Source organism: Pseudomonas sp. GW460-12-10-14-TSB1 (assembly GCF_017349775.1).
GTDB lineage: Bacteria > Pseudomonadota > Gammaproteobacteria > Pseudomonadales > Pseudomonadaceae > Aquipseudomonas > Aquipseudomonas piscium.
The window spans coordinates 1-13063 of record NZ_JACNAC010000096.1 but is presented as its reverse complement, the minus strand read 5'-3'; the positions used below and the strand labels follow the sequence as shown (position 1 = coordinate 13063).

Below are 13063 nucleotides of genomic sequence, written 5' to 3'. Positions count from 1 at the left end.
AGGCTGGCGGCGATCATCGCCGACAGCGCCAACACCGAGCCGGACGACAGGTCGATGCCGGTGGTGATGATCACCTGGGTCACGCCGATGGCCAGCAGGCCGATGATCGACACCTGCAGGATCATCAGCACCAGGCGCTGGGAGTTCATCAGGAAGCTCTGGTCGCGCACTATCCAGCCGAACAGTTCGAACACCAGGCCGATGCCGATCAGCACCAGGAAGATGCTCAGTTCGGTGGGCAGGCGCCGGCGCGTCCTGGCTGGCGCCGCCGCGGGTTTGTTTTCCAGTATCGCGTTCATAAGCCTTCACCTTCTTCTTGTGTGGCCGGCGGCGAACACTCCTCGCCGGCGGCCTTGATACGTTTGCCGGCTAGTGGACCAGGGACATCCCGGAAGCCAGTTGCATGACCTTCTCCTGGGTCGCTTCGCCGCGGTCGAGGGTGCCCATCAGCTCGCCCTCGTGCATGACCATCACCCGGTCGCTCATGCCCAGCACTTCCGGCAGTTCCGAAGAAATCATGATCACCGCCATGCCTTCGCCGGCGAGGTAGGCGATCAACCGGTAGATCTCGGCCTTGGCGCCGACGTCAATGCCGCGGGTCGGTTCGTCGAGGATCAGCACCCGCGGGTTGGTCATCAGCCAGCGCGCGAGCAAGGCCTTCTGCTGGTTGCCGCCGGACAGGGTGTCGATGCACTGCTCCAGGGACGGGGTCTTGACCCGCAGCTTCTTGCACATGTCTTCGCACAGGGCGCGCAGGGCCTTCTGCTGGATGAAACCGTTGCCGGCATAGTGCGGCAGCACCGCCATCTCCATGTTTTCCAGGACCGACAGGCAGGGGAACAGGCCGCTGAGCTTGCGATCCTCGGTCAGCAGGGCAAAACCCTTTTCGATCGCCATATGCGGGTCGCTGATGCGTACCGGCTGGCCGTCGAGGCGGATCTCGCCGCCGTCGCAGGGGGTGATGCCGAAAATCGTCTCGGCCACGTTGGTGCGGCCCGAGCCCATCAGCCCGGCGATGCCGAGAATCTCCCCGGCGTGCAGGTCGAAGGACACCCCCTCGAACACCCCGTCCAGGCGCAGGTCGCGCACCGACATCAGCAGCTCGCCGATGGGCTTCTCGCGCACCGGGAACAACTGGCTCAGTTCGCGGCCGACCATCATCGAGATCAGGCTGTCGCTGTCCATGCTGTCGGCCCGTTGCAGGCCGATGTAGGCGCCGTCGCGGAACACCGCCACTTCATCGGCGATGGCGAACACTTCGTTCATCTTGTGGGTGATATAGATGATGCCCTTACCCTGGGCCTTGAGGTCGGCGATGATCGAGAACAGGTGCGCCACCTCTTTCTCGGTAATGGCCGAGGTCGGCTCGTCCATGATCAGGATGTCGGAGTCGTAGGACACCGCCTTGGCAATCTCCACCATCTGCCGCTCGGCGATGCTCAGGTTGCCCACCTGTTCCTCGGGGTCGAGGTTGATGCGCAGGCGTTCCAGCAACAGCGCGGTGCAGCGGTGCATCTCGCGGTGATCGATCATATGCAGGCCGTTGAGCTGCTCGCGGCCGATCCAGATGTTCTCGGCGATGCTCATGTGCGGCATCAGGTTGAGTTCCTGGTGGATCATCGCGATCCCCGCCTGCAAGGCCGCCAGCGGCGTCTCGAAATTCACCCGCTGGCCCTTGAGCCGCAGCTCGCCGGCGTCCGGCTGGTAGATCCCGGCGATGATTTTCATCAGGGTCGACTTGCCCGCGCCGTTCTCCCCCATCAGCGCCAGCACCGTGCCGGGACGCACCCGCAGCTGCACATCGGACAGGGCGACAACCCCGGGAAAACCCTTGCTGACATTGATGACTTCCAGCAGGTAGGGCTGCTGTTCAGACACAGGCTGGGCAGACTGGACGGCGGGCTGCACAGCCGTCGCCGGGATGCTCGAAGCAGTCGCTGAAGCGAACATGATCAGGTACTCCATCCGCGGGGCAGCCGGGCCACCCCGTCGGCTTATTGTTGTGACGGAACGGACGCGCTTATTTGAACTGGGCGACGTTTTCCGGGGTGATCAGGCGATAAGGCACCCACACCGCCTGTTCCACCGGCTCATGCTTGGCCATCTTCACCGCGGTGTCGATCGAGCCGTCGGCCTGGCCCTTGGCATCCTGGAACACCGAGACCGCCAGGTCGCCCTTCTGCACCGCGCGCAGGCCGTCGGGCGTGCCGTCGACCCCGGCGATCAGTACGCTGCCCTTCTCCACCCCGGCCTGTTTCAGCGCCATGGCGGCGCCGATGGCCATTTCATCGTTGTTGGCCACCACCGCATCGAACTTGCGGCCCTGGGTCAGCCAGTCGTTGACCAGGGTCATGGCCTTGTCCCGCAGCCAGATCCCGGTCTGCTCCTGCTCGACCTTGATCCCCGGGTACTTGGCCAGCACTTCCTTGACGCCCTTGGTGCGGTTGGTGGTGGAGTTGTTCGCCAGGTCGCCCAGCAGGATCACCACCTCGCCCTTGCCGCCCATCTTGTCGGCCAGGTACTGCATCTGCATCTGTCCGGCCTCCAGGTCGTTGGAGGCTACGGTGACCACGCCCTTGGGCAGGTTCAGGTCGTCCGGACGGCGGTTGACGTAGACCAGGGGAATCCCGGCCTTGACCGCCGCCTCAGTGATCTTGCGGGTCGCCGCGGTGTCCACCGGGTTGACCACGATGGCGTCAACCTTCTGGCTGATAAAGCTTTCCACCTGGCTCAGTTGCTTGACCACATCGGCCCGGGCATCCTCGAACTGCAGGGTGACGCCGTCCGGCAGGGACTTGGCTTTCTGGTCCATGGATTCGCGCAGGTAGGTCAGCCAGGTGTCGTCGAACTGCGACATGCTCACGCCGATCTTCAGGTCGGCGAACGCCGAGCCGCTACCCAGCAACAGGGACAGGGCGAGCGTGGCAAAACGGGTCTTGGTTTTCATGAAAGGTCTTTCTCCACATTCTTGTAGGTTTTATGGATAAGGCGCAGAAACCACTCAGTGAGGCAGACGCACGATCGGCGCGCCGGGCATGCAGCACACCAGCGCGCCCTTGCGTTCGACGCAAAGCAGGCGGACCAGGGACTGGAAGACGGGGGTGTGCCCAGGTGTTTGGCGAGACAGCGGACGGCGGCGCAATAATGCGCGACGAAGCAGGTGCAAAGCGGAACTGAAGGTTTTCATCGACGGTACCTGTTGTTTTTGTTGGCGGGTTCCACTCGGCTCAAGGCGGGCTTGAGGTCGGTGCGAGAACCCTGCTAGTCGGCAACCTGGAAACGACTTTATTGGAAAATAATTTCTATATCAACTCATTTTAGAATTTTATTCCAAATTCATTCTGCAACCGGAAATCGGCCATTTCCACCACCTGGTGCTGGCGCCAACTCAGGCGCGCGGCGTCCAGTACGCGGGTGGTAGCCAGGGCCTCGGCTGGCGTCACCGGCAGCGGCCCCTGCCCTTGCAGCGCCGCCTGCCAGCGTTTATAGAACTGCAACCAGTCGCCCCGCTCGGAGGCTATCCGCTCACGGATCTCGCCTTGCTCGAACCAGCCCCAGCGCCGATGTTCCTCGACGCCCCAGCGCTCGCCCTCGGTCTGCGGCGACAGGCCGGCGACCAGCGCCTCCTCCTGGCCGTCCAGGCCCTCGACCGTATAACTGCCGGCCGAACCGCTGACCCGGAACCGCGGCCCCTGGCAGTTCTGCAGACAACTACCGGATAAATGTGAAACCACGCCGTTGGCATGGCTCAGGGCGAGGAAAAACCCATAGTCGCAGGTCGGCGCCTGGGCGGCGTACTGCAACTCGGCATAGACCCGGGTCACCGGGCCGAACAGCTGCAAGGCCTGGTCCACCAGATGGCTGCCAAGGTCGCGCAGGAACCCGCCGCCACTGGTATTGCCCACGGCCTGCGGCACATAGCGCTCGACCCGTGACTCGAAGCGGCTGACGCTGCCCAGGGCGCCGCTGTCGATCAGCTTGCGCAGGGTGAGGAAGTCCGAGTCCCAGCGCCGGTTCATGTATAGGCTCAGCGGCACCCGGCGGGTTGCAGCGGCGTCGATCAGCGCCCTCGCCTGTTCCACGTCGCTGGCGAAGGGCTTGTCGCTGACCACCGGGACACCGCGCTCAATGGCTTCCAGCACCAGCGCCGCACGGCCCTCCAACGGGGTGGAAATCACCAGTCCGTCGATCCCGGCCGCCACCAGTTGCTCGATGCTGTCGAAGGCCGGTACCCCGGGATGCTCCGCCGCCAGCAGCTGCCGGCGCTCGGCCGACAGGGTGACCACCCCGACGAAGGTCGCGCCGGGCAGGCTGGCAATCAGCGGCGCGTGAAAATGTCGGCCACCATGGCCGTAACCCACTAAACCAATGCGCATCGCAAAGCCCTCCTTATATAGAACCCGCCGTATTGCTGTAGCCGATGTAGCCGATGTAGCCGCTGGCACAGCCTGCGATCGACCACGCAGTGGTCGCAATCACGGCACATGCGGTCTTTCAGTTCGATCCGTGCCGCCAGGTTTTGCGAGGACGTTGTCCTCGATCGCAGGCTGCGCCAGCGGCTACAGGCGGCTGTGTTTATGTCAGCGGCACAGCTCGCTGCTGACCCGTTCCAGCATCATCCGGTTGGACTCGTCCGGGCGGTCTTCCCAGGCGAACACGGAGACCGTGGCGATGCCGTCGAACTGGATCTCGCGCAAGGTATCGAAGAACGCCGTCCAGTCCACTTCGCCCTGGCCGATGTCCAGATGCTGGTGCACGGTGGCGGTGACACCCGGCGGGTTGACGATATAGCGCAGGCTCGACGACGCCTTGTGGTTGTAGGTGTCGGCGATGATCAGATGGCTGAGCTTACTGCCCGCGTACTTGAGCATCGAGGCGATGTCGCCCTTGCCGTCGTCATAAAAGAAGGTGTGCGGCGCCGCGTACAGGTAGTTGATCCAGTCCCGGTCGAAGCCGCGGATGATGTCCACCGACTCGTTGTTGCGCTCGCAGAAATCATAGGGGTGGGCCTGGATATCCAGCTTGATGCCCTCGCGCTCGAACTCCGGGATCAACTCGTCCATGGAACGCATGAACTGGTTCTCGCACACCAGCGGGTTGTCCGACTGGCCGGTGAACTCGGTGTTGACCAGCTCGCAGTCCATTTCCACGGCGATCTGGATCGCCCGCTTCCAGTTGCGCACCGCCGCCACGCGCAAACCTTCGTCGGCGGCGGCCCAGTGGTACATCGGCAACAAGGACGAGAGCTGCACGCCACTGTCGCCCAGGGCCTTGCGAAACTCCTTGATCCGCGCCCGGTCGACCCGGGGCGCCTTGTAGAACGGCAGGAAATCCTCACGGGGCGACAGCTCGATGTACTCATAGCCCAGTTCGGCGGCCTTGTCGGTCATCTTGCCCAGCGGCAGGTGGCGGTACATGTAGGGGTCCAGTGCGATACGCATTTTATTGTTCTCCCCGAATCTCAAGTGTTGGCCTGTAGCCGCTGCCGCAGGCTGCGATAAGGCCGAAGGCCTTCAGCGATCTTGCGGCCTTGCGCGCCCTTCGGTCGCGATCGCAGCCTTCGGCAGCGGCTACAAAGTTGCTATGCACCCTGTAGGAGCGGCCGGTCGACGCTCGATTGCTCGCGATGAACCTGAGAACGCCGCGTTTATCCAGAAAATACGCGTCATCGTTAACGTCCATCGCGGGCAAGCCTCGCTCCTACAAAATCAGCATTCAGCCGTAGAACGCCGGGCGCGGCGGTTGCGCGACCTTGACGATCTGCCCACTGTTCTGCGCCTCGATGCAGGCATCGGCGGCCACCGCCGCGGCATAACCGTCCCAGGCCGAAGGGCCACCCACCTGCCCCGCTCGCACGCCGTCGATAAAGGCCTGCAACTCGACGTCATAGGCGGCGATAAAGCGGTCCTTCCAGTCCATCAGGATCGTGTTGGACAGCTTGGCCTCGCTGCGCAGCTGTACCTGGGACGGCTCCGGCAACCTGGCGATGCCGGTCTCGCCCACCACTTCGCACTGGATGTCGTAGCCGTACTGGCAGTTGACGAACACCTCGACGTCGATGCGCGTGCCCTTGGCGGTTTCCAACAGCACCACCTGCGGGTCTTTCAGATGGGCCAGGGCCTTGCTCGACTTGCGCGGGAACACCACCTGCACCGACACGTAGTCGTCGGCAAGCAGCCAGCGCAGCACGTCCAGCTCATGGATCAGGGTGTCGGTGATCGCCATGCCGGTCTTGTAGTTCTCGCCGACCCGCGGGTTGCGGTGGGCGCAGTGCAGCATCAGCGGCTCGCCGATCTGGCCGCTGTCGATCACCGCCTTCAGGGCGCGGTAGCCGGAATCGTAGGGACGCATAAAGCCCACCTGGACCAGGCGCTTGCCGTGGGCCACCTCGGCCTCGACTATCTTGCGGCAGCCGGCGGCGGTCACCGCCAGCGGCTTCTCGCAGAACACCGGCTTGCCGGCGGCGATGGCGGCCAGCACGAACTCCTCATGGCTCGGCCCCCAGGAGGTGACCAGCACCGCCTCGACCTCCGGCGCCTTGATCAGCGCGTGGCCATCGGGATACACCTCGGCGGCGATCTTCAACTCGGCCACCACCTTCGCCGCCTGCTCCAGGTTGATATCGGTGACCGCCACCACCTGGCTGCCCAGCAGGGTCTGGCTGCAACGACGAATGTGGTCCTGGCCGATGGCCCCGGTACCGATGACGCCCAGTTTCAAAGACATGGTGCTACTCCTGTTGTTGTTCGTTTGAGAGCAATCAGTACTGCCGGGCCTTGGCCAGGCGTTCATTGAGTTGTCTGGCCACCGCATCGGTACGGGCGCTGGTGGACACCTGCGCCACCCCGACCCGCCACCAGGACAGGTATTTGTGGATCATGGTCTTGGGCAGGACCTTGATATCGATCAGAGTCGACACGCTCTGGGTCCGCGCATCGGCCAGGGCCGCCTGCAGCTCTTCCACGGTCCTCACCTTGTAGGTCTTGCAGCCATAGGCCGCCGCGCTCATGGCGAAATCCACCGGCACGAAGGCGCCGTCGAGCTTGCCGGTTTCGGGGTTGCGGAAGCGGAACTCGGTGCCGAAGCTGTCCATGCCGTGTTCCATCTGCAGGTTGTTGATGCAGCCGAAGGTCATGTTGTCCAGCAGCACCACGTTGATCTTGCGCCGCTCCTGGATCGAGGTGGCCAGCTCCGAATGCAGCATCAGGTAGGAGCCGTCGCCCACCAGGGCGTAGACCTCGCGCTGGGGCTCGGCGAGCTTGACCCCCAGGGCCGCGTTGACCTCGTAGCCCATGCAGGAATAGCCGTACTCGACGTGGTAGGTGTTGACCCCCTTGCTGCGCCAGCTGCGTTGCAGGTCGCCGGGCAGGCTGCCGGCGGCGGCGACTATCACCGCGTCGTCGGCCAGGGTCTGGTTGAGCACCCCCAGCACCCGGCTCTGGGTCAGGCAGGAGCCAGTCAGCTCGATGAATTCGCGCAGCACCGCCGGGTCCATATGGTCGTTAATCTCCGGGACAAAACCCTCGGCGCGGTATTCGACCTGGTAGACCCGGTCCACCTCCGCGTCCAGCTGCGCCCGCGCCTGGCTGATCTGGTCGCCCCAGGCCGCCTGATAATCGCTGCGCGCCAGCGCCTCAGCCAGCCCGTTCAGGCCGTCCCGGGCATCCGCCAACAGCTGCACGCCGTCGAGTTTCAGGGCATCGCAGGGGCTGATATTGAGGTTGAGAAACTGCGCATCGGCGCGGAACAGCGACTTCGACGCGGTGGTGAAATCGCTGTAACGGGTGCCGATACCAATGATCAGGTCCGCCTCTTTCGCCAGCAGGTTGGCCGCCAGGCAACCGGTCTCGCCGATGCCGCCGAGGTTCAGCGGGTGGCTGGAAACCACCGCGCTCTTGCCGGCCTGGGTTTCGGCGAAAGGAATGCCGAAGCGCTCGGCAAAGGCTTGCAGCGCCTCATTGGCCCCGGAATATTTGACCCCGCCGCCGCAGATGATCAGCGGCTTGCGCTTGCCGGCAAAGGCCGCCACGGCATCCTCGAGCATGGCCGCGCTGGCCGGCCGGCGTTCGATGCGGTGCACGCGTTTTTGCAGGAAGTAATCCGGGTAATCGTAGGCCTCGGCCTGCACATCCTGGGGCAGGGCCAGGGTCACCGCGCCGGTTTCCGCCGGGTCGGTGAGCACGCGCATGGCGTGGATCGCCGCGGTCATCAGTTGCTCGGGGCGGTTGATGCGGTCCCAGTATTTGCTCACGGCCTTGAAGGCATCGTTGGTGCTGATGCTCAGATCGTGGAACTGCTCGATCTGTTGCAGCACCGGGTCAGGCTGGCGGCTGGCGTAAACATCGCCGGGCAGCAGCAACAAGGGAATGCGGTTGGCGGTGGCGGTCGCCGCGGCGGTCAGCATGTTCGCCGCGCCCGGGCCCACCGACGAGGTGCAGGCGTAGATCTTGCGCCGCAGGTGCTGCTTGGCGAAGCCGATGGCGGCGTGGGCCATGCCCTGCTCGTTGCGGCCCTGATGCACCACCAGCTCACCGCTGTCCTGCTCCAGGGCCTGGCCCAGGCCGAGCACGTTGCCGTGGCCGAAGATGGTGAAGATCCCGGCGACGAACTTGCTCTGCACCCCATCGATCTCGACGTACTGGTTGTCGAGGAATTTCACCAGGGCCTGGGCCATGGTCAGTCGTGTCGTAGTCATGTCTGCACCTTTGAATAGGGTGAAGGTTGCTGCTGTTCTGTAGCCGCTGCCGCAGGCTGCGATAAGGCCGAAGGCCTTCAGCGATCCTGAGGCCTTGCGCGCCCTCCGGTCGCGATCGCAGCCTGCGGCAGCGGCTACAGATCAGGCCAGGGCGTGCTTGAGGTGGTCGATGCTCGCGCCGATCGCCCGCTGGATATCCGCCAGCCCGTGCACGCTGTCGGCGAAGGGTTCGAACGACAGGTGGCCGCTGTAGCCGCGCTCGAGCAGGGTCTCGATCTGCGCCGCGTTGCCGAGGATGTCGCCCTCGCCCACCAGCACCCGGTGGCCGTCGCGGATGCTCGCCAGAGGCGCCTCGCGATCCTCGACCCCGGAGATATGCACCAGCCCGGTGAGCTCGGGGAAGAACTCCTGCTCGCCGGCCAGGTGATGGTGAAAGGTGTCGTGCACCAGGCGGAACACATCCAGCCCGCCGATGGCCCGGATCGCCTCCACCGCCGTGCGCTTGCGCCGCAGGGAACACTCCTCGAAACCCAGGGGCTCGATAAAACCGAGAATCCCGTGCTCGCGCAGGATCGGCGCCAGCTGCGTCAAGGCAGTGCGCAGGCCGGCGGCGCGTTCGGCTTCGCTGCGGGCATCGGCGCGGTCGTTCAGCGGGCACATCACCAGGCCGCGGGCGCCGCAGTCGCGGGCATAGGCGGCGAGCTTCAGGGCCTGGGCGCGACGCTCGTCGTTCCAGACATCGAAGGGATACAGCGCATTGATCGACAGCACCTGGATGCCGTGGGCCGCGCACAACTGGCGCACCTGCTGTGGCGGCGTGCCGTCTTCGATTTCCACACCTTTGAGGTCATTGCGGATCTCGATGGCATCGGCTTTCAAGGTCACCGCCAGTTCGATGAACGCCGGCAGGGTCAAACGTGGGGCAACCATACGATTCAGGGCGAAACGCAGGGGCTGGCTCATTATTCTTGTTCTCCAGGGCAACGGATTGAAGGGCTTTACTTGGCGGTCGGCATGCTGAACTCGGGGCCCTTGGCGATGCTGTCCGGCCAGCGCTGCATCACGCTCTTGTAGCGGCTGTAGAAACGCAGGCCTTCCTCGCCGTAGGCGTGGTGATCGCCGAACAGCGAGCGCTTCCAGCCGCCGAAGGAATGCCAGGCCATGGGCACCGGAATCGGCACGTTGATGCCGACCATGCCGACCTTGATGTTGCGGGCGAAGGCCCGGGCCACACCGCCGTCGCTGGTGAAGCAGGACACGCCGTTGCCGAATTCATGGGCGTTGATCAGCGCCACCGCGCTGGCGAAATCCGGCACCCGGACGATGCCCAGCACCGGGCCGAAGATTTCCTCCTGGTAGATGCTCATCTCCGTGGTCACGCCATCGAACAGGGTGGCGCCAACAAAGAAGCCCTGCTCTGCCCCCGGCACCTTGAAGCCCCGGCCGTCCACCAGCAGTTGCGCGCCCTGGGCCACGCCCTGGTCGATAAAACCTTCGACCTTGGCCTTGTGCTCGGCGGTCACCAGCGGCCCCATGTCGCTGTCGCCCTGCATGCCGTTGCCGATCTTCAGCTGGTCGATGCGCGGCCGCAGTTTCTCGATCAACCGGTCACCGACATCGCCCACCGCCACGGCGATGGAGATCGCCATGCAGCGCTCGCCGGCCGAGCCGTAGGCCGCGCCGATCAGCGCATCGGCGGCCTGGTCGAGGTCGGCATCGGGCATCACGATCATATGGTTCTTCGCCCCGCCCAGGGCCTGCACGCGCTTGCCGCGGGAGGTGGCCTGCCGGTGGATGTACTCGGCGATCGGCGTCGAGCCGACAAAGGAAATCGCTTCGATGTCCGGGTGCTGCAACAGCCCGTCCACCGCCGCCTTGTCACCCTGGACCACGTTGAACACGCCATCGGGCAGCCCGGCTTCGGTCAGCAGGCGGGCCATCAGCAGGCTGGCGGACGGGTCGCGCTCGGACGGCTTGAGGATGAAGCAGTTACCGCTGACCAGGGCCAGCGGGATCATCCACAGCGGCACCATCACCGGGAAGTTGAACGGGGTGACCCCGGCGCACACGCCCAGGGGCTGGCGCAGGTTCCAGTTGTCGATGCCGCCGCCGATGTTGTCGCTGAAATCGGTTTTCAGCAGGCTCGGCGCGCCACAGGCGAACTCGACGATCTCGATGCCGCGGGTCACTTCGCCGCGGGCGTCGGACAGCACCTTGCCGTGCTCGCGGGTGATGATCTCTGCCAGTTCGTTGTGGTGCCGGTCCAGCAGTTCCTTGAACTTGAACATCACCCGCGAACGGCGCAGCGCCGACTGCTCGGACCAGGCCGGGAAGGCCTTCATGGCCGAAGCAACGGCATCGTCCACCGTCTTCTGGCTGGCCAGGGCGACCTGGGCCTGCACGCGGCCGGTGGCCGGGTTGAACACATTGGCGAAACGTTCACCGCTGTCCTGCACCTGACCGTCGATGTAATGGCCGATTACCGGGGCGTCACTCATTATTCTTGTTCTCCATTCGAAGGTTGGAAATCAGACTTTGGAAATCAGAGATCCAGCAGCCAGCTGTGCTGCGGATCGTTATGGAACTGCCAGACCCGCTTGGGCCCGGCCATGACGTTCAGGTAATAGGACTCGTAGCCATAGGGCACGCTGACCGGGTGGTAGCCCTTGGGCACCACCACCAGGTCGCCGTGCTCCACGGCCATGGCCTCGTCGATGCTGCGATCATCCGTGTAGACCCGCTGGAACACGAAGCCCTGGGGTGGGTTGACCTGGTGGTAATAGGTTTCTTCGAGAAAGCTCTGGTGCGGCAGGTCGTCGGTGTCGTGCTTGTGCGGCGGGTAGCTGGAGGAATGCCCGGACGGCGTGCGCACCTCCACCACCAGCAGCGAATGAGCCGGCTCGCTGTCCGGCAGGATGTCGCACACATAGCGGGTGTTGGCGCCCTTGCCGCGCACGCTGCGCTTCATGCTCGCAGGAAGGATCAGCCGGGGGCCGAGGCCCTTGGCGGCGGAGCTGTTTGCAGTAGCGCCGGGAGCGGCGCAGACGGCGATCTGCACATCGCTCAGGGCCGTGACCTGGGCCTGGCTGCCGGGTGGCAGGTAGACGGCGAAGGGCGATTTGTCCTCGAACACCGATTGCCGGTCGCCGAGGTTGTCCCAGCCGAACGCGCCCTGCCCCGGCGCCTCGCCCTGGATGCCGATGCGGCCGCTGAGCAGCACCAGGCACAGCTCTTTATCACCGGCACTGAGCGGCAGGCTTTCACCGAGGCTCAGGCGGTAGGCGGCAAAACCGACGTACTTCAATCGGCCTTCGGCCAACTGCACCATGGTCCGACCCTTGGCCGCGCTTTTTACCAGCAGGCTCATGGTGCAGTCCTCTCATCGAGCAGCGCGCGCAGGGTGTCGTAGCCCTTCTTGGCGTAGATGTAACTCGGTGCCACCGCCGGGTCCTGCTCGGCCTCCACCACCAGCCAGCCCTGGTAATCGGCGGCCAGCAGCTCGTCCAGCAGCGCGGCGAAATCGATGTCGCCATCCCCCGGCACGGTGAAGGTGCCGTTGATGATGCAGTCGGGGAAACTCCACAGGTTGTTGCGCGCCAGCTGCACCACCGGCTTGCGCACATCCTTGAAGTGCACGTGGCAGATGCGCCCGATGTGCTTGCACAGCACTTCCAGCGGTTCGCCGCCGCCCATGTAGCAGTGGCCCGAATCGAACAGCAGGCCGACTTCGCTGCCGGTCAGGCTCATCAACTTATCGATGTCCGCCGGCGATTCGACGTAGGCGCCCATATGGTGGTGGTAGGCCAGGCGCACGCCCTGGGACAGGGTGAAACGCGCCAGCTCAGTGAGCTTGTCGGCGTACTCCTGCCAGGCCTGTTCGCTGTGAAAACGCGGACGCTCCACCAGAGCAATGCGCTGGCCCTGGATCGAGTCGGCGACCTCGCCGTAGACCAGCACCCTGGCGCCGTTCTGCGCCAGCAGCTGGACATGGCTGGCGATGGCGTCGATCTCCTCGGCCACCGAGCGCCGCGCCAGGCGGCTGGAATACCAGCCCGAGACCAGCGCCAGGTCATAAGGCCGCAGCACATCGCCGACGCCCTTGGCGTCCTTGGGGAACTTGCCGTTGAGCTCGAAACCTTCGTAGCCGATCTCCTTGCCTTCGCTCAGCGCCGTGCTCAAAGGCGTTTCACCACCGAGGGATGGCAGGTCGTCGTTGCTCCAGGAAATCGGGTTGATGCCAATTCGGATTGCGGGCATGGCTGCACCTTTTATTGTTTTCTAAAGCGTTCTGAAAAATTCCCGGCCTGGTACCCACTGCTGTAGCCGCTGTAGCCGCTGCCGAGCCCTGGCGAGGCTGCGATCGAGCGC

11 protein-coding genes and 1 pseudogene are annotated in these 13063 nt (G+C 64.5%); all 12 read right to left on the bottom strand.

Going from position 1 to position 13063, the window contains the following annotated elements:
- Positions 1-299: pseudogene (locus tag J4D52_RS29715) on the bottom strand (ABC transporter permease); the annotation flags it as partial.
- A 70-nt stretch (positions 300-369) separates the two neighbouring features.
- A complete protein-coding gene (locus J4D52_RS29710) occupies positions 370-1950 on the bottom strand; it encodes a sugar ABC transporter ATP-binding protein (RefSeq protein ID WP_102677804.1) in 1581 nt (526 codons plus the stop codon).
- A gap of 70 nt (positions 1951-2020) precedes the next feature.
- On the bottom strand, positions 2021-2947 hold the full coding sequence (locus tag J4D52_RS29705; protein WP_102677788.1) for a sugar ABC transporter substrate-binding protein: 927 nt from the start codon (positions 2945-2947) through the stop codon (positions 2021-2023).
- A gap of 54 nt (positions 2948-3001) precedes the next feature.
- Entirely contained in the window at positions 3002-3187 is a 186-nt protein-coding gene (locus J4D52_RS29700; protein ID WP_102677789.1) for a hypothetical protein, read from the bottom strand.
- Between the two features lie 130 nt (positions 3188-3317).
- Positions 3318-4376: a Gfo/Idh/MocA family oxidoreductase gene (locus tag J4D52_RS29695; protein WP_102677790.1), complete on the bottom strand. Its 1059-nt coding sequence runs from the start codon at positions 4374-4376 to the stop codon at positions 3318-3320.
- A gap of 204 nt (positions 4377-4580) precedes the next feature.
- Positions 4581-5441: a sugar phosphate isomerase/epimerase family protein gene (locus J4D52_RS29690; protein WP_063429935.1), complete on the bottom strand. Its 861-nt coding sequence runs from the start codon at positions 5439-5441 to the stop codon at positions 4581-4583.
- Positions 5442-5715: 274 nt separating this feature from the next.
- A complete protein-coding gene (locus tag J4D52_RS29685; RefSeq protein WP_063429931.1) occupies positions 5716-6726 on the bottom strand; it encodes a Gfo/Idh/MocA family protein in 1011 nt (336 codons plus the stop codon).
- Positions 6727-6760: 34 nt separating this feature from the next.
- Entirely contained in the window at positions 6761-8695 is a 1935-nt protein-coding gene (gene iolD / locus J4D52_RS29680) for a 3D-(3,5/4)-trihydroxycyclohexane-1,2-dione acylhydrolase (decyclizing) (protein ID WP_063429929.1), read from the bottom strand.
- 141 nt (positions 8696-8836) lie between these two features.
- Entirely contained in the window at positions 8837-9658 is an 822-nt protein-coding gene (locus J4D52_RS29675; RefSeq protein ID WP_063429928.1) for a TIM barrel protein, read from the bottom strand.
- A 35-nt stretch (positions 9659-9693) separates the two neighbouring features.
- Positions 9694-11193, bottom strand: a complete 1500-nt coding sequence (locus J4D52_RS29670; RefSeq protein WP_063429927.1) for a CoA-acylating methylmalonate-semialdehyde dehydrogenase — start codon at positions 11191-11193, stop codon at positions 9694-9696.
- Between the two features lie 44 nt (positions 11194-11237).
- Positions 11238-12062 carry a 5-deoxy-glucuronate isomerase gene (gene iolB / locus J4D52_RS29665; protein ID WP_063429926.1) on the bottom strand — a complete coding sequence of 275 codons (825 nt, stop codon included), beginning with the start codon at positions 12060-12062 and terminating at the stop codon, positions 11238-11240.
- Positions 12059-12952, bottom strand: a complete 894-nt coding sequence (gene iolE / locus J4D52_RS29660) for a myo-inosose-2 dehydratase (protein ID WP_063429925.1) — start codon at positions 12950-12952, stop codon at positions 12059-12061. Before iolE ends, iolB begins: the two co-directional genes overlap by 4 nt.
- Between the last annotated feature and the right edge of the window lie 111 nt (positions 12953-13063).

Excerpts from the sequence above, each read along its gene's own strand:
- J4D52_RS29710 (WP_102677804.1), bottom strand. The coding sequence starts at position 1,950 with ATGTTCGCTTCAGCGACTGCTTCGAGCATCCCGGCGACGGCTGTGCAG.
- J4D52_RS29705 (WP_102677788.1), bottom strand. The coding sequence starts at position 2,947 with ATGAAAACCAAGACCCGTTTTGCCACGCTCGCCCTGTCCCTGTTGCTG.
- J4D52_RS29700 (WP_102677789.1), bottom strand. The coding sequence starts at position 3,187 with ATGAAAACCTTCAGTTCCGCTTTGCACCTGCTTCGTCGCGCATTATTG.
- J4D52_RS29695 (WP_102677790.1), bottom strand. The coding sequence starts at position 4,376 with ATGCGCATTGGTTTAGTGGGTTACGGCCATGGTGGCCGACATTTTCAC.
- J4D52_RS29690 (WP_063429935.1), bottom strand. The coding sequence starts at position 5,441 with ATGCGTATCGCACTGGACCCCTACATGTACCGCCACCTGCCGCTGGGC.
- J4D52_RS29685 (WP_063429931.1), bottom strand. The coding sequence starts at position 6,726 with ATGTCTTTGAAACTGGGCGTCATCGGTACCGGGGCCATCGGCCAGGAC.
- iolD (WP_063429929.1), bottom strand. The coding sequence starts at position 8,695 with ATGACTACGACACGACTGACCATGGCCCAGGCCCTGGTGAAATTCCTC.
- J4D52_RS29675 (WP_063429928.1), bottom strand. The coding sequence starts at position 9,658 with ATGAGCCAGCCCCTGCGTTTCGCCCTGAATCGTATGGTTGCCCCACGT.
- J4D52_RS29670 (WP_063429927.1), bottom strand. The coding sequence starts at position 11,193 with ATGAGTGACGCCCCGGTAATCGGCCATTACATCGACGGTCAGGTGCAG.
- iolB (WP_063429926.1), bottom strand. The coding sequence starts at position 12,062 with ATGAGCCTGCTGGTAAAAAGCGCGGCCAAGGGTCGGACCATGGTGCAG.
- iolE (WP_063429925.1), bottom strand. The coding sequence starts at position 12,952 with ATGCCCGCAATCCGAATTGGCATCAACCCGATTTCCTGGAGCAACGAC.